The organism is Neorhizobium sp. SHOUNA12A (assembly GCF_023006505.1).
Classification (GTDB): domain Bacteria; phylum Pseudomonadota; class Alphaproteobacteria; order Rhizobiales; family Rhizobiaceae; genus Neorhizobium.
Window position 1 is genome coordinate 89,550 of record NZ_JALBGV010000002.1, and the last position, 16,609, is coordinate 106,158.

General features: G+C 60.5%; 13 protein-coding genes. 5 read left to right on the forward strand and 8 right to left on the reverse strand.

Going from position 1 to position 16,609, the window contains the following annotated elements; all coding sequences use genetic code 11:
• Positions 1-36 precede the first annotated feature (36 nt).
• Positions 37-1,596: a bifunctional diguanylate cyclase/phosphodiesterase gene (locus tag MOV63_RS01350; RefSeq protein ID WP_040125586.1), complete on the forward strand. Its 1,560-nt coding sequence runs from the start codon at positions 37-39 to the stop codon at positions 1,594-1,596.
• 99 nt (positions 1,597-1,695) lie between these two features.
• Here the strand turns inward: MOV63_RS01350 and MOV63_RS01355 are convergent, their stop codons facing one another.
• The 6 genes from MOV63_RS01355 to MOV63_RS01380 all read right to left on the reverse strand — a co-directional run bounded on the left by MOV63_RS01355 (position 1,696) and on the right by MOV63_RS01380 (position 11,601).
• Complete coding sequence (locus MOV63_RS01355; protein ID WP_247031191.1) at positions 1,696-3,072, reverse strand: LLM class flavin-dependent oxidoreductase; 1,377 nt, start codon at positions 3,070-3,072, stop codon at positions 1,696-1,698.
• 73 nt (positions 3,073-3,145) lie between these two features.
• Positions 3,146-3,895: an ABC transporter ATP-binding protein gene (locus tag MOV63_RS01360; protein ID WP_247031192.1), complete on the reverse strand. Its 750-nt coding sequence runs from the start codon at positions 3,893-3,895 to the stop codon at positions 3,146-3,148.
• Positions 3,871-4,752, reverse strand: coding sequence for an ABC transporter permease (locus tag MOV63_RS01365; protein ID WP_040125928.1), 882 nt, complete (start codon positions 4,750-4,752; stop codon positions 3,871-3,873). Before MOV63_RS01365 ends, MOV63_RS01360 begins: the two co-directional genes overlap by 25 nt.
• 33 nt (positions 4,753-4,785) lie before the next feature.
• On the reverse strand, positions 4,786-5,811 hold the full coding sequence (locus MOV63_RS01370; RefSeq protein ID WP_040125583.1) for an ABC transporter substrate-binding protein: 1,026 nt from the start codon (positions 5,809-5,811) through the stop codon (positions 4,786-4,788).
• A 187-nt stretch (positions 5,812-5,998) separates the two neighbouring features.
• Entirely contained in the window at positions 5,999-7,948 is a 1,950-nt protein-coding gene (locus tag MOV63_RS01375; protein ID WP_247031193.1) for an adenylate/guanylate cyclase domain-containing protein, read from the reverse strand.
• Positions 7,948-11,601, reverse strand: coding sequence for a FecR domain-containing protein (locus tag MOV63_RS01380; RefSeq protein WP_247031194.1), 3,654 nt, complete (start codon positions 11,599-11,601; stop codon positions 7,948-7,950). The genes MOV63_RS01375 and MOV63_RS01380 overlap by 1 nt, the downstream gene beginning before the upstream one ends.
• A 113-nt stretch (positions 11,602-11,714) precedes the next feature.
• Here MOV63_RS01380 and MOV63_RS01385 point away from each other — a divergent pair, with 113 nt between their 5' ends.
• Positions 11,715-12,257, forward strand: a complete 543-nt coding sequence (locus MOV63_RS01385; protein ID WP_040125582.1) for a Pycsar system effector family protein — start codon at positions 11,715-11,717, stop codon at positions 12,255-12,257.
• A gap of 106 nt (positions 12,258-12,363) precedes the next feature.
• On the opposite strand, the gene MOV63_RS01390 is transcribed toward MOV63_RS01385, so the two are convergent.
• Positions 12,364-13,260 (reverse strand): helix-turn-helix domain-containing protein, encoded by an 897-nt coding sequence (locus MOV63_RS01390; protein ID WP_247031195.1) that lies wholly within the window; start codon positions 13,258-13,260, stop codon positions 12,364-12,366.
• 116 nt (positions 13,261-13,376) lie between these two features.
• Between MOV63_RS01390 and pobA the strand changes: the two genes are divergently transcribed.
• From pobA to MOV63_RS01405, 3 genes are all read left to right on the forward strand, one after another.
• Positions 13,377-14,549 carry a 4-hydroxybenzoate 3-monooxygenase gene (gene pobA, locus MOV63_RS01395; RefSeq protein WP_247031196.1) on the forward strand — a complete coding sequence of 391 codons (1,173 nt, stop codon included), beginning with the start codon at positions 13,377-13,379 and terminating at the stop codon, positions 14,547-14,549.
• 204 nt (positions 14,550-14,753) lie between these two features.
• On the forward strand, positions 14,754-15,224 hold the full coding sequence (locus MOV63_RS01400; RefSeq protein ID WP_040125579.1) for an Hsp20 family protein: 471 nt from the start codon (positions 14,754-14,756) through the stop codon (positions 15,222-15,224).
• A 13-nt stretch (positions 15,225-15,237) separates the two neighbouring features.
• Positions 15,238-15,378, forward strand: a complete 141-nt coding sequence (locus MOV63_RS01405) for a hypothetical protein (protein ID WP_247031197.1) — start codon at positions 15,238-15,240, stop codon at positions 15,376-15,378.
• Positions 15,379-15,478: 100 nt separating this feature from the next.
• Here MOV63_RS01405 and MOV63_RS01410 read toward each other — a convergent pair whose 3' ends face one another.
• Positions 15,479-16,555, reverse strand: a complete 1,077-nt coding sequence (locus MOV63_RS01410) for an ABC transporter ATP-binding protein (protein WP_247031198.1) — start codon at positions 16,553-16,555, stop codon at positions 15,479-15,481.
• Between the last annotated feature and the right edge of the window lie 54 nt (positions 16,556-16,609).

Sequence of the window (16,609 nt, forward strand, 5' to 3'; positions counted from 1 at the left end):
ATTATTTCTCCTAGGATCACGGAGTTGGAGGGGTAGATGAAGGATTTTCTGGAAAGCAAAGCCGGCAGGCAGCTGGCGCAAGTGACGGCAGTCGCGATGGTTTTGCTCATCGGCTGTATAGCTTATGACGACCTGCTGCTGGAGCTGGTTCAGTCGATCAGTGCGGGAAAAGCCCATCTCATCATTATCGTACTCATCGTTGCAGGGCTTGCGAGCTTCGCCTATTCGGTGCTGCGCATTCTCGATATGCGCAGTGAAATGATGAATCGCCGGAAGGCCTTCAATGAGGCTGACCATATCGCCACGCACGATCATCTGACGAAACTTCCCAACCGCTATGCCTTCGACAGGTTCGTCCTTTCGCACCCCGATGAAAGGCAGCAGGAAACGGACGAGGATAACGGGCGGCAGACCGCAACGGTGTTTTCGATCGATCTCGACGGCTTCAAGAAGGTCAATGACCTTCTCGGCCATCAGGGCGGCGACGTCCTGCTGAAGGAAGTGTCACGGCGCATCTGCGCATTGGCTGAATACGAATGCGTCTTCCGCTTCGGCGGCGACGAGTTCGTCGCCGTGGCTCGTAATCTCTTGCCGGAAAAGGAGGAGCTCTTCGCGCAGCTGCTCATCCACTCGGTTTCCCGACCGGTCCGCATCGGCACTCTGTTGACGCAAGTCGGTGCCAGCGTCGGTTATGCGCGCCTGCCGGACCACGGTAGCTCGCTCGAGGAAGTCTGCCATCGGTCGGACGTCGCGCTATACGAGGCGAAGAGCCGAGGTCACAATCAATATTCCCTGTTCCAGCCTGAAATGCAGGAAAAGGTCTCTGAGCGCGCCAAACTCGAAGGCGACCTTCGCCGGGCCATCGACGAGGGCAAGATCGAACCCTTCTACCAGCCGCTGATCAATCTCAGGACAGGTGAACTCTGCGGTTTCGAAGCGCTTGCCCGGTGGAACAAGGACGGCGTATTCGTCTCACCGCAACACTTCATTGCCGTGGCCGAAGAGACCGGCCTCATTACCACGCTCTTCGAGCAGCTTCTGTCGAAAGCCTGCCGCGATGCGCAGCTTTGGCCGGGAACATTGTCGCTCTCCTTCAACGTGTCGCCGGTCCAGATGGAAGACAGGCTGCTCGCAAGCCGTGTTCTCCACATCCTGCAGCAGACCGGCCTACAGGCGTCCAGGCTGGAAATCGAGATTACCGAAAATGCTCTGATCGACGACCCGGACCTTGCCGCCGCGACGATCGAGCAATTCCATGCCGCCGGCATCCAGGTGGCGCTGGATGATTTCGGAACCGGATATTCAAGCCTGGCGCAGTTGGCGCGCTTCAAGTTCGACAAGATCAAGATCGACAAGAGCTTTGTCTCAAGTTTTACCCACAACGACAAGAACGCCAAAATCATCGACGCCGTGCTTGGCTTAAGCCGCAGTCTCAACCTCAAGACCACGGTCGAAGGGATCGAGGAGAACGCCCAGCTCGCCTACTTCCTTGGCCAGGGCTGCGATATAGGGCAGGGCTATATCTTCGGCAAGGCAATGCCTCAATCGGAAGTAGCCGGCTTCGTCAACAACCGTAGGCAGGCATTGAGCGCCTGAGCGAAGCCTGTCCGAGAAGAGGCGAGCGGAAGGTCCTGGCCGAGAAGTATCGGCGGTGTCGCCATCTTCAGGGCCAGGGGATTTAATGTGGCGCGGGAGCTATACGGCTGCCCGTGCCTCCGGCTCAAGCTGTGAGCGAAGCACGAAGCCGTTCTGCGGGCGCTTGAGGCCGAGGTTCTCCCGCAGGGTCGTTCCTTCATATTCATGTCGGAAAAGGCCGCGCTTGCGCAGGATCGGCACGACCTGGTCGACGAAATCCGTCAATCCGGCGGGCAGGATCGGTGGCATGATATTGAAAGCGTCGGCAGCGCCATTCTCGAACCATTCCTGCATCGCGTCGGCAATCTGTTCCGGCGTGCCGATCACCGTTCGATGGCCGCGAGCGGTCGCAACTGCCAGATAGAACTGGCGCAGCGTCAGATTGTTGCGCGATACCAGATCGGTGACCAGCTTGAGGCGGCTTTTGTTGAGTTCCGTATCCTGCGGCAGGGGCGGAGCGGGATCGTCCAGCGAATAACCGGAGAGGTCGACGCCCTTGTAGTGGCGGGCAAGGATGTTCCAGGCGATCGAGGGGTGAACGAGCGACTGGATATAGTCGTAGTTCTCCTGTGCTTGCCTTTCGGTGCCGCCGAGAACTGGGAATATGCCGGGGCTGATCAACAGGTCGTCCTGGCTGCGTCCATAACGGGCAAGCCGTCCTTTGACGTCGGAATAAAATTCCTGCGCGTCCTCGATCGTCTGGTTGGCAGTGAAGATCATCTCGGCGGTTCTGGCGGCCAGCTCGCGGCCGGGTTCCGATGCGCCGGCCTGGACGATGACGGGATAACCCTGCACGGGTCGGCCGACATTGAGGGGACCGGTGACCGAGAAGAACTCGCCCTTGTGGTCGACGAGATGCACCTTGTCCGGGTCGAGATAGACGCCGCTTTCCTTGTCGCGGATGAAGGCGTCGTCCTCGTAGCTGTCCCACAGCCCTTTCACCAGATCGACGAATTCCTCGGCGCGCGCGTAGCGGTCGGCATGGGCGGGATGACCGGGGATGGAGAAGTTCTTGGAAACATCCGCGCCTGTCGTCACCACATTCCAGGCCGCCCGGCCCTTGGAGATATAGTCGAGCGAGGCGAATTTGCGCGCCAGAAGGTAGGGGTCCTCATAGGTGGTGGATGCCGTGGCGACGAAGCCGATATGGCTCGTGGTCTGCGACAGCGCGGCCCACAGGGTCACCGGCTCGAAATGGGCACCCTGCGAGGAACGCCGAAGCGCCTCCGGGTCTTTGGCGCGCTCCCAGCCGGCCGGGCTGTCGGCCACGAAGACCAGATCGAACTTGCCCCGTTCCGCCGTCTGCGCCAGCTCGCGGTAGTGATCGATATTCAGGCCAGCGTCGGCCTGCGAAGCCGGATGGCGCCAGGCTGCCACATGATGGCCCGTCGCCATGATGAAGGCCCCAAGCCGCATTTGTCTCTTCTGTTTACTCATTGACGTGTCCCCCGTTCGAGGCGTTGAGATTGAGCTGACCCTTGCTGGTCATGATGACGAGTTCCGTTGGATTTCAGGCGGCTCGCCGTCCGGGAGTTTCCACCCCGAGGCGGCTCAAAAGCTGGGTGCGGATCTTTGCAAAGCGCGGATCACCGTGATCGCGCGGCGTCGGCAGATCGATCCGCAGGTCCTCGATCAGATGACCTTCGTCGAGAACCAGTATCCGGTCGGCGAGCGAGATTGCCTCGTCGACGTCGTGGGTAACAAGCAACACGGCAGGCCGATGCCTTGCGCACAATTCCCGCAGCAGGTAGTGCATCTTCAGCCGGGTCAGCGCGTCGAGGGCGCCGAAAGGCTCGTCGGCCAGAAGCAGGGACGGCTGGCGGACCAGCGAGCGAGCAAGAGCGACCCTCTGCTGTTCGCCGCCCGAAAGCTGGTTTGGCCAGGCTGCCTCGCGCCCCTCGAGCCCCACCTCGGCCAATGCTTTCCTGCCTGCTTCCTGCCCGGCAGCCCCCGGCAGACCGAGAGTGACGTTCTGGATCACGGTGCGCCAGGGCAGAAGACGTGCATCCTGGAAAACCACGGAAAGGTTTTCCGGAGTTTCAAGCGTGCCGGTTCCCTGGACGTCGTGATCGAGGCCGGCGAGCGCCTTGAGGAAGGTGCTTTTGCCGGAGCCGCTCCTGCCGAGCAGGGCAACGAACTCCCCTTCGGCGATATCGAGATCCACGCGATCCAGGATCGTCTTGGTGGCGAACCGGCGCACGAGGTTGCGGACATGCACGGCTCTGGATGCGGACTTCAGTTGGCTAGAGTGCGGCGCCATGAGAGGACCCTCCGTTCGAGCAGGCGGACAAGACCGTCCGAGACAAGGCCGAGCAGTACATAGACGACTAGGCCGACGAGGATGACATCGGTTTGCCCATAGTTGCGGGCGAGGTCGATCATGTAACCGAGCCCGCTGGTGGCGTTGATCTGCTCGACCACGACAAGCGAAACCCAGCAGAGAGTGACGGCAAACCGCAGGCCCAGAAGAAAGCCGGGCAATGCGCCGGGCAGCACCACCTGAAAGATGAAATCCTTCTGGCTCATGCGCAGGGTCTCGGCCAGTTCGACGTAGCGGCTGTCGATGCCGCGCAGCGCATTATGGGTGTGGATGTAGATGGGTATGATGACCGCAAGGGCGATCGTGGTGACCTTCATGCCTTCGCCGATGCCGAACCACAGGATCAACAGGGGGATCAGAGCCAATGTGGGGATGGCGCGCTTGATCTGAACAGGGCCGTCGATCAGTGCTTCGCCGATCCGGGAAAGACCGGCGGTGACGGCCAGGATCGTGCCGATGACCAGACCGATGCTGAGCCCAAGCAAGGCACGCGTCGCCGATGTCACGAAGTTGTCCTGCAGCCGGCCTTGCTCGATGAGCCTTCCAAAAGCCTCGACGACCGTCCAGGGCGCAGAGAGGATGCGCGGATCGATCCACCCGAGAGCCGAGCCGCCTACCCATAGCAGCACCAGCAATGCCGGCCCGATTTGAAGCCCGAATGGTATCGCCGGTCCCGGCCCCAGTCTCCGGCGGCTCCGGGACGTGACGGGCCTCGCCACGGCTGGAACGATATATGCACTTTCACGGCTGGAAGACCGGGATGATTTCGCCTCATCCGCATCCCAAATGGTTGCCATGCTTCGGATCTCCTCTTGGATGATGCAGGGGGATTACTGGCTCTTCGCCAAGGCGGCGGAGGCGGTCTTTTCGAACCGGTTGTCGAAGATCTTTTCCACGTCGAAGGGCTTGTAGCCGAGCTCCGCCGCCAGCAGGTTGATCGTCTCCTGGTGCCGCTTTTTCACCTCGTTCCAATCTCCCGAAACAACCTGCTCCCCGGTCAGCTTGACCAGATATTCGCCGTCATCCTGGCTCAGACCCTGCTGGCCGACATAATATTCCTTGATCCAGATCTCCGGATTCTTGTTCACCCACTCGGTGGCGCGTGCCCAAAGCCCGACATATTCGGCGAGAGCCGCGGCCTTCGCCGGATCGTCGAGCACCCATTGCGGTGCATAGAGATGGCCCGGATCATCACGCAGTCCGTGTTCGACGAGCGTCGCGCCATCGCCGCCGTACTGGGCGATATAACGCCTTATATAGACGCCCCCGAGCGGCGCGACATCGACCTGCTTGCTGGCCAGCGCCTTCGGATAGACATCGCCGGTGCTCGGCAGTTCGACCAGGGTGACGTCGCTTTTCTTGAGGCCTGCGGCATGGAGGGCGCGCAGAACGAGTGCTCCCTGGGCCTGGCCGGGGCTGAAGGCGATGCGCTTGCCGCGGAAATCGGCCAGCGTCTTGATGCCAGCGCCGGGCGCCACTCCGAAGCGGTAGATGGGATTGGCAATCGGGTCGCGGCGTTCGCGATAGGCGATGTTGCGAACCGGCAGGTTGTTCCAGTTGGCGAAGATCGAAGGGATTTCGGCCACCGACCCGACGTCGAGCGCCTTGGCACGGAATGCTTCCGAGGTCTGCGGGCCGCCACTGATATTGGCCCATTTGACTTCAAACGACAGTTCCTTGATCAATCCGGAGACCTCCAGCGCCTTCTGCGTCACCGGATCGCCGACCGTCAGGACCGTTCCGGGCGGCACCTTCGGAAGAAGGGGCGCGTTCGTCTGGGCCGCGACCACCCCGCTCATGGTGCCGAAGGCAAGCAGGCCGAGCAGGACCGTTCTCACAGTTTTTACCAATGTCATCGTTGATCTTCCCCTCATCGGTTGCAGGACACGAAAGTCGATGCACGGAAGGGTGGGATATTTTCTATAAAAGAAATAGACTATTTAATTTAAGAATGCGCCGGATAGTGAAATATCATCCCAACATGTCGACCGAGGACACGAGAACCGGCGACCCGGTGCGGCATTTCGTTTTCTTGCTTGGACGCTACAGGGCCTGCCCATGATACGCCGAAAGCGCCGGCACATCATCTATAAGCCTCTGCGCCAGCGTCTGCTGGGTGGCGACGTCGCCGCGATAACGTGCCTCAAGAAATTCGCGATGGACCTTCCGTGCCGCCTCGGAAGTTTCACGAAGCACGGTGCAGACGGGAACCTCTTCCGTCTTGCCTTTAACCGTGATGTGGTCGAGTTCGAAGACTGCGAAAATATCGTCCACTGCCTGTGCGGTCCTCTCACCCAGCAGCAGTGGCACGCCATAAGCCTTTGATGCGGATTCAAGTCGAGCTGCCAGATTGACGGCGTCTCCAAGCGCGGAATAGTCGAAACGGCTCGTCGAGCCCATGTTACCGACCACGCATTCGCCAGTATTGATGCCGATTCCGATCGCCAGCGGATAATAAGTCCGTCCTGCCGCCTCCGCTTCGGCCTCCAGATCGTCATTCAGCGCCTGCATCGAGTCGAGCATATCAAGCGCGGCGGCTACCGCGTGGGCCGCATGCGCTGGATCGTGGAGCGGCGCATTCCAGAAGGCCATCAGGCAGTCGCCGATATATTTGTCGATCGTGCCGCCATGGGAAAGCACGATGTCGGACAGCGGCGTCAGCAACCGATTGATCAGCCTCGTCAATTGTTGGGGATCGTCCTTGAGCTGTTCGGCGATGGTGGTAAAGCCCCGCACATCACAGAACAGGATCGAAAGCTCGCGCGTCTCGCCGCCGAGCTTCAGCTTGGATGGGTCGCGAGCGAGTTGATCGACCAGGGCAGGCGCCAGATATTGCGAGAAAGCTCGGATGATCTGCCGGCGGCTCTTCCGCTCCTGGGCGTAGTCGAGCGCTGCCTGTGCTGCGGTCGTGCCAGCAAACGCGAGCGACGCCGCTATGGGTGACAGGAAGACGCGGCCGAAACGCAGGGTGACGTAGCTGCCGATGAACAGCACGACGATCACCACCGCGCCGCCCGCCACCGTGTGCCAGCCCGTACCCTTCCAGATGAGCACCGCCGCCGCCACGACCGCGACCAGAAGCAGCAATTGTCTCATCGGGCGACTGGCTTCGGTGATTGATTTCTTGAGCCGCAGGTTGTCGAAAATGGTCGCCTGAACTTCGGCGCCGGCCAACAGCTTGCCGTCGTGAATCGTATGGGAGGTCGGGAAGGCGTCGGCTCCGCCATTGTCGATCGACGGTGCATTCTGCAGGCTCAGCCCGACGATGGCGATCCGGTCCTTGAACAGCCCCGGCGGCAGGAAATTTTCAGGATCCAGAGCCTGATAATAGGACACCGTCGGATAGGCGCGGGGACCGCCGAACACCTGAATAAGGCTTCCAGGCTCCGGCTGATCCACCTCGATGCCCGCGGCCGTCGCGACCACGGCGGCAAAGCCGTCGACAAAGTCCGGCATGTCCCGCAGCACGCCGTCTCGATGCAGGCCGACCGAGGCGATGCCTGTTGGCGCTTGCCTGTCGGAGAACATCTGCAGCGGCATGACCCGGATGAACTGGTCGGCCTGGTTAGAGGTTACGAGCGTCTCGTCGCCCGCCAGCACGACATCCGGCCCGAGCGTGGCGGCAAGCGCCTCGTCCTCGGCCGGCGCAGACGGTTCGGAAAAAATGATGTCGAGGCCGATCACTTTGGCGCCGGCGGCGCGCAGCCGGGAGACCAGCTTTGCATGCAGGCCGCGTGGCCACGGCCACTGCACGTTGACCTCCGCGAGCGACGGCTCGTCGATCGCCACGACGATCGGCCCTCCCTGCGCAATCGGCTCAGCCGGGACGGTCGAAAGATAGTCGAATGCCCGATAGTCGATCAGCGGCCATCCCGGCAGGCGCGTGAGGAGCGCTGCCGCAGCGAAGAAGAATGCCGCCAGAATGGCAACCTGCACGCTGCGCGACGAGAAGAAGCGCAGCGTTGAAAAGGAGAAACCGCGCCGGCCGGCCATTAGAACCGAACTTTGAGCGTGCCCCGGAAGGACCGGCCCCAACCGGGTGTGTTGCCGTTGAGCTGAATGTTCTCATCCAGAAGGTTATAGGCGGCGAGTTCTAGTTCAAACAGCTTGTCAAACGGCTCCCAGGTAAGGCTTGCATCGAGCGTCCAGAAATCATCAAGATTGAGGCCGGCCTCGTTGACGCGTTCCCCCACATAGTTTGCCGCGATTGTCGCCTTGACGTTCGCTTCGTTCACCCAGGTGAGCGCAACCTGACCAGCCCATTCGGGAATATAAGGTATTTGCCCGCCGGCAAGGGGCACGCTGCTTCGGTCGTCGGTCTCAGAATAGGCGATGGTTGAAGACAATCCAAAACCATGACCAAGCAGAAAGTTGGCGCTCAAGCTGGTGCGATTGATTGTCCCTCTATCTATATCCGCTGTGGTAGCCAGCAGAGGTATGGAAATGCTCGCATCACGAACCTCTTGATGCTGGAATTCTGCTGCAGTGAAAACATTTGGCGTCCATTCTGCATCCCAACGGACCGCGTAGACATCGGAATACCCCGTCGGATTGATGCTGGCCTGGTTCTGTTGCAACCCCACAACTCCGATCGGCGACAGCGTCGGAGTTGTCGTATCCAAACTGTTGCGCATGAAGCCCCCGCGGAGCCATTGGCCTTCGCTGGGCGACCAAGCGGCACCTATACGTGGCCCCAACCGGACTTCGCTCGTCGCGTCGTTATCGAGATATGTTCCAAATAGAGCATACTCCAACTTCAGGTCGGGACCAACCTCATGAAGAAGATCAACATAGACGCGGCCGATAGTACTGCGGTTCGACGCTTCACCCTCCGCAAATCCTCCGAACAAAAGATCTTCATCTCGTTGGAACTGGCGCGCGTCCACCCATCCCCCCTCGATCCCATATCGCCAAGTGAAATCGCCAACCGCAACATTGTGGTTTGCTGCCGCAATGTAGCTGTTTTGCTCCAGTTCGCCTGTCGAACGTCGAATAGGCAGAGGGAAGCCGAAGACATCGGCCTCCTGATAGAATTCCGAATCCCGGCGGAAACCGCTGTACATGATCGCCAAATTCACCACATCCCGGTAGCCAAGCGTATGGCTCCAACCAATTCCGGCGTTCGTCCCCCTTGCGTTAAAATCCTGCCTGTCGATGGCCGGGAGACCGAAAAAGGGATCGATATCCGGGAACTCGATATTCAAGTCGGCTTTTGAGTGGTTGAAATAAGCCACTATCCGATCGTATGGGGTCGGGCTGGCGGTGAGATAGCCGTTGCCGCCGATGACCTTATTCTCGGTGTCGAGGTCCGATGGGCCTAAGAAATCCCGGCTGTCCGGCACCCTCTGCCATTGCAAATTCCCATAGAAGCTGATCGGGAACGGCAGATTGCTGTACCCCTGGACCTCACCCTCGCCAATATAATCAAGCTCTCCGCCCGCCATATTGATCCCCCCGCCGATCGAACCTTCGAAGAACGGTCGTCTCATGATGTTGGCGGAGCGCGAGCGGCCGGAAATGATATGCGGCTCGAGCATCAGGCCCTGCAGGAAGGACGAGAACGCCTGCCCGTTCGGTGTATTGTTGATGACGTTGTCGCCGTAGAAGTAGTTGTTGACGAAGGGATTGGCGCTGCCGTGGATGCTCTGGTCGATATAGGCGGTGCCGGCGAACGGATCGAAGGCGGCGTCGCTGTAATATTCGCCCCAGGCATTCATGCCCTGCAGCCGGAATGCATCGTTCAGCGTCGACCCGGCCTGCTGGTTGGCGCCGAGCGAGGTGAAATCGCCGCCGCGGGCTTTGGAGCGCTTGAGATATTCCTGCGCGTTGCGGATGGCGCCTTCCGAATCGTAATTGTCGATCGCGATTGCCGTGCGCAGGGCGGATATTATCGGATCGTTATCGTCGAGCCTTTCGGCATTTTCCGTCGCCTGCTCGGCCGGCACCCGGTCGCCCTTTTCGTAATTCGCGGCCGCAAGCAGCAATTGCGCTTGCGAATAGGCCGGATTGGCCACGCTTGCCGCGAGCAGGTCGTCGACGGCCTTGTCCAGCTCTCCGGTCTGCAGATAGTAGCGACCGCGCGCCACGAGCGTGATGTCGAAGGCCGGATCGATGGCGAGCGCTGTGTCGATCTCGCGCTTGGCATCCTCGATCCGGCCGATATCCAGATAGAAGATCGCCAGGTTGGAATGGGCGAGCGGATCCTGCGGATCGAGTTCGATCGCCTTCTTGAAGGCTGCTTCGGCCTCGCGGTTGGCGTTTCGTGCGGCCTGGATGTTGCCGATCGCGTTCCAGGTCGTCGAGCCCCCGGGTGCGACCTTGATGGCCGCTTCGAGGTCGGCGAGCGCGCCCTGATAATCGCCCTTGAAACCCGCGCGGAAGTGCGAGCGGGCCTCGAGCGCCGTCGGCTCGGCGGGATCGATCGCAAGCGACCGGTTGAGCGCCTCTTCCGCCTGGGCGCGATCGTTCAGCAAAACCGCGAGCCAGCCGCGATAGGCAGGCAGTTCCGGATCCTCTGGATACTGGCGCTCAGCCTCCTTGAGGACCTTGATCGCCGCCCCCAGGTCCTGCAGGAAGCCGAGCGCGTAGGCGCGCAGAAATGCGCCGTCCGGTCCCCCCACCTGCGGCGGTAGTGCTTCGACCCGGTTGGGATCGGCAAGCGCCCGCGCATAATAGCCGCCGTAAAGTGCGATGCCCCGTCGTCTGGAATCCAGGCCGCGCTGCGCCTTCTCGAACAGCTTCGCGGCTTCCGCATAGCGGGTTTCGCTTGCGGCGAGGACCGCCTCGATCAATGTCACTCGGGCCTTCTGCGAGGCGGAAAGCCGCTGGCCCTTGGCCTTGGCAAGCGTCTGCCGCGCCCGCTGGCGACCCTCGAGCGAAAGCTGGGCCTCGGCAAGCGAGACCCAATCCTCCGCGCTGCGCCGTTCGGCGGGGATCGCCGTGATGCGGTCGGCATTGCGGCGCATCTCGGCAACCGGCTGGGCTGACGGCGGCATCCGCTCGAATGCCTGGCGCGGCGGCAGGAAGAACAGCATCTGCTCGCGGTCGTCGGAATCGACGATGACGACCTTGTGCGGCGCCTGGCCGATCGAGGCGACGGCTCCTTCGCCCTGGCGCACTTCGACGCTGCCCTGCGGATTGCTGAGCTGCACGATGCCCTCGAGGACGTTGAGCGAGGTTTGGTCGCCCTTGACCGTCATCGTCCAGTCGGTGCCACGGATCGCCGCGGCCGCCGCCGGCGTCTCGACCCGGACACCAGGCCCACCGCGTTCCGCGCGTGCCCAGATGGTACCGGACTGAAGCTCCAATATGGTGTCGGCGCTGGTGCTGGCGGTGATCTGCTTGACAACAAGCGAGGAATTGCGGCCGAGCCGGACCTGCGTCCGATCGGAAAACAGGATCGCCAGCTGGCCGGTCGCATTGGTACGCAGCACGTCGCCGGTGACGAGGTCTTGCTTCAGGTCGACGAACTGCCAGCTGGACACGTCAATAAAGCGGACTTCCTCGCCTGCTTTCCGCGCAATGACTGCCCCGGCAGGCTGCCCCGATCGTTGCACAGGCTCTGCCGCTGCCGGCGACGCTAGTCCGCCAGCAAGTATAGGCAGCGCGACCGCTGCAAGATAAAAACGATTGATCGCCCCCGACATGCTTCACCACTGCTTTTAAACCTGGCAAGTGTCAAGATAGCCTTTAGAAACGGCATTGCTTTTCGGCCAGAGTGTATTAACAGGGAAACAGTTCGGAACTGAGGAAAAGCAAGTTGAGCGACTTCGACAGCGCGCCGATCGAGATGCTCGAAATGCCGATGGCGTCCGGTGAGATCACTGAAGAGTATTTCAATCACGTCCGTAAGATAAACGACGTGTTTTATGACCAGATCAAAATATCCGATCAGAAGGCTGCCTATATTTTTACCTTCATGCTGGCATTTTTGATCTCTTCGAGCGAGGGGCGCGGCGTCTTCACCTTGGCGCGGTATACCGGGGGCACGTGGCTTGCGGTGGTTGTTTCCGCATTGCTCGCCATCGCGTCAGTTTCCTCAATTCTTTCAGCCATCCTCGTTGTGTTGCCTCGGCGGGTGGCGAAATCCACCTCGCTTTTTTGGGGGACATGGCCGCAGCACCGAGCAATATTCGAGCACGCGGCGCAGCGCAGCGACGTCGGTTATCTTTTCAAGGAATACCTGGACAATGCCGACGTGTTGTCCCTCATCGCCCGGCAGAAGTACCGATGTGTCTCCTATGCATTCCGCGGGATGCTCTTCACGGTAGTTTCATACGTCCTGCTTCTTCTGATCACCTGAAGGACGATGTCCAAGCCTGCCCCGAGCGCAAGCCCGATGGTTCCGGCCCCCGATTGCGGCCGCCACGATGAGGCCAGGCTTTGTGCCGCGCGGCAGCTCGCGCTCTTCAGGAAGAAGTCCGGTGTAGCGACTGGATTTCTCGCAGGCGCCAGGCGCGCGGCGTCTCTCCGGTCTGCTTTAGGAAAAACCGCGAGAAATAGGCGGGATCGGCAAAGCCGAGGCGATGACCGACTTCCTGTACGGATGCGAGCGAGAAGACGAGCTCGCGCTTCGACTCTTCGATCAGCTTGGCGGCGATCAGATCGCGCGCCGTACAGCCCGCCACCGACCGGACGATGCGGTTGAGATGGGTCAGCGAGATGCCGAGTTCGCCCGCGTAAAAGGATATCGGTTTATGCGAGCGGAAGTGCTGCCGGATCAGGCCGCCCAGCATCTCCATCCGCCGTTCGCCTTCGTTCGCCGGGAGCTGGTTGATGTCGTCGGCGTGAGAGATGCGCGCCGTCAGCCTCAGCGCGAGCTTTACGTAGGAAGCCAGAAGCTCATTGCGCCCGCTGTTGCGGTGGTCGAATTCCTCGCCAATTCGTTTCACTGTTTGCATCACGTAGGCAGCATCGGCGTTCGACGGGTCGAGCGGGGTGAGGTGCGGTGTGGCGAGCCATTCGCCGAAGCGGCTGCGCTCCCCCGGCGGATGGCCCAGATGAGAACTCAGGATCGTGACGACCAACCCCTCGATATCGCGGGAGAACCGGAAGCCATGATTGAGGGCAGGGGGAACAGTGACGATCGACGGCGGGCGGATGGCATGCGTCTCGGTGTCGAAGGTCGCGTCGCCCGATCCCGCCTCGACGTACAGTATCTGAAAGAATGACTCATGCCGATGCAGGCGGATTTCCCATTGGTGGCGGCTGCTTCTCGCCTTGATGGTTTCGCAATGCAGCCAGAAATCATGCCGCTTGCCTGGATCCTCTCCGTATAGCTGGTAGGTCGGTATGTGCCTGTTCATCGGATGCCTCCGGCCGCAATGTTCGTTTTGTCCAATTTTTTGGCTTGAATGTCCATTGCTGCCAACACGGAAGCCGAGCACAATTTACCAAAACAAAAACATTCGAGAGGAGACGCATGAGAACGCAGGTCGCCATTATCGGCTCCGGACCGTCGGGTCTCCTGCTCGGCCAGCTTCTGACGGAAGCGGGCGTCGACAACATCATCCTCGATCGTGTCGGCAAGGAGTACATCCTCGGCCGCGTCCGCGCCGGCGTGTTGGAGGAAGGCACGGTCGGATTGATCGACCAGGCCGGGGCCGGCGCCCGGCTGCATTCCGAAGGCTTGCCGCATGAAGGTTTTTCGCTCGCCTTCGACGGGCGCGACCACCGGATCGATCTCTACGGGCTGACCGGCGGCAAGCGCGTCATGGTCTATGGCCAGACCGAAGTGACCCGCGACCTGATGGAACGTCGCGAGGCAGGCGGAGCCCAGACGATCTATGAAGCCGGCAATGTCACGCCCCATGATTTTGACACCCGCTTACCCTTCGTCACCTACGAAAAAGACGGCAGCACGCATCGCATCGACTGCGATTTCATCGCCGGCTGCGATGGTTCTCACGGCCCCAGCCGCAACGCCGTGCCGAAAAGCGCAATCCGCGTTTTCGAGAAGATCTATCCGTTCGGCTGGCTCGGCATCCTGGCAGAGGTCGCGCCGGTCAACCATGAACTGATCTATGCCAACCACCCACGCGGTTTCGCGCTCTGTTCGATGCGCTCGGCGACCCGCAGCCGTTATTATCTCCAGTGCGCGCTCGACGAGAAGATCGTGGACTGGAGCGACGACCGGTTCTGGGACGAGCTTCGCCGCCGCTTGCCGGTGCATCACGCGGAAGCGCTGATCACCGCGCCGTCCTTCGAGAAGTCGATCGCACCGCTGCGGTCGTTCGTTGCCGAGCCGATGCGGTTCGGCAACCTGTTCCTCGTCGGCGACGCAGCCCATATCGTGCCGCCGACCGGAGCCAAGGGGCTGAACCTTGCCGCAAGCGACGTGCATTACCTCTTCGACGGGCTGCGGGAACACTATTTGGACCATTCCGATGCCGGCATCGACGCCTATTCCGAAAGAGCTTTGGCCCGCGTCTGGAAGGCGGTGCGCTTCTCCTGGTGGATGACGACGATGATGCATCGTTTTCCCGATACGGGCGAATTCGATCAGAGGATCCAGGAAGCCGAGCTGGACTATCTGACCCATTCGCGGGCGGCCTCGACGGCGCTTGCGGAGAACTATGTGGGCCTGCCTTTTTAAGGACGCGCGCCCCACGAAATCGGCAATCATGAGGCTTTAGTTTTTCGTGGCGGGCCTGCTTAAATTTTTTTCGGATTCCCTCTTGAATCGAAAATCGCTCAAAACCAGATCATTTTCGTCGGCAGCCTAAAAGGGGCCGATCGAACCGGAGGCGCAGGTTTCCGACGCGTCTCCATTCCATGTTGCTTTACGGAGGATATGGCTATGAGAAACGAACTTGATTTCGCACCACTCTACCGGTCCAGCATCGGCTTCGACCGCATCTTCAATCTCCTGAACAATGCGCAGCGCCTGCAGGCTATCGATACTTGGCCGCCCTACGACATCGTCAAAACCGGAGAAGACGACTATCGCATCCAGATGGCCGTCGCGGGTTTTGCCGAGGGCGACCTCGACATCACCCAGGAGCGCAACGTTCTCGTGGTAAAGGGGCAGAAAGCCGAGGAGAAGGACGGTGAATACTTGCACCGCGGCATTGCCGGACGGACATTCGAACGCCGCTTCGAGCTTGCCGACCATGTCAGGGTCGAGAACGCCTCGTTGACGAATGGCCTTCTCTCGATCGCGCTGAAGCGCGAAGTGCCCGAGGCCATGAAACCGCGCAGGATTGCGATAGGAGACAGTTCTTTTCAGCAGGCGCCTCTTCAGATCGAGGCCGAGCGTCAGGTGGCTTAGGGAGAACGTCTCGATGAAGTTCCCGACAAAGCCGTTCACGGTCCAGATCAAAAAACGTCGAGGCATCAAGACAAAGGACGCTCGAAAGGGCATGTTCTCGAAGCTGCTGGACAAGGTCCGTTCCGAAACGGCGGCTCCGGCAGCACGATCCTGAAGCGACTTTTTCGACGCAAAAAGGGGCCGGCATCTCAGGCCGGCCCTGCATCCGGATTCGACCATTCTCGAACCCATCATGGATCAAGGATCATTCCGGCTCAGATGCTCAGGCGCTTACCGCTTCCAGCGTCGAAAAGATGCAGCGCAGACGTGTTGCCTCGGACATGCATGACATCGCCCACACTCATTTCCTGGTCGCGAGGAAACTCCACGGCCAGCATCCTCGTGTGCCCGACTTCAATATAACCATAGGTCTGGCTGCCGAGCTTCTCGGCCACCATCAATTCGCCGCTGAACCAGGCCTGCTCGGCCGGACATTGCGTCAGGTCTTCCGGCCTTATCCCGAGGACGATGTCCTCGGCGCCATGACCTGACAATTCAAGCCCGTCCAGCTTCACGGTTCTTCCAAGCACTTGAGCCTCGCCTCCCGATCTGGAGAGCTTGGCCGGGATGGTGTTCATGGTCGGACTGCCGATGAAGCGGGCAACGAACAGGCTCGAAGGCTTGTGATAGAGGTCGAGCGGCTTGCCGACCTGCTCGACCACGCCTCCGTTCATCACCACGATGCGGTCCGCAAGCGTCATGGCCTCCACCTGGTCATGGGTCACGTAAACGGTGGTCGCCTTCATGCGGCGATGGAGTTTTGCAATTTCGAGGCGCATCTCCACGCGCAGGGCCGCGTCGAGGTTGGAGAGAGGCTCGTCGAAGAGAAACGCCGCAGGCTCGCGAACGATCGCGCGTCCCATCGCGACGCGCTGGCGTTGTCCGCCAGACAGTTGCGCAGGGCGCCGGTCGAGGTAGTCTTGGATCTTCAGGATGTCCGCCGCCTGGTTGACGCGGTTGTCGATATCAGGCTGATCGCCGCCGCGCATCTTCAGGCCGAAAGACATGTTTTCCCGCACGCTCATATGGGGATAGAGCGCGTAGTCCTGAAACACCATGGCGATGTTACGCTCGGCCGGTGGTAGCAGGTTCACAGTCCGGCCTCCGATATCGAGTTCACCGCCGGAGATTTCCTCCAGTCCGGCAATCATGCGCAGCAGGGTCGATTTTCCGCAGCCGGAAGGGCCGACGAGGACCAGGAATTCGCCGCTTTCTATCTCGATATCGATGTCGTGGATGACCCGCAGAGCACCATAGGATTTCTGGATTTTCTTCAATGCAATGCCGGCCACGTTTTTCCTCCTCCACACGACTTTGGCGCTTGACGCCAATTATCGATATCAATA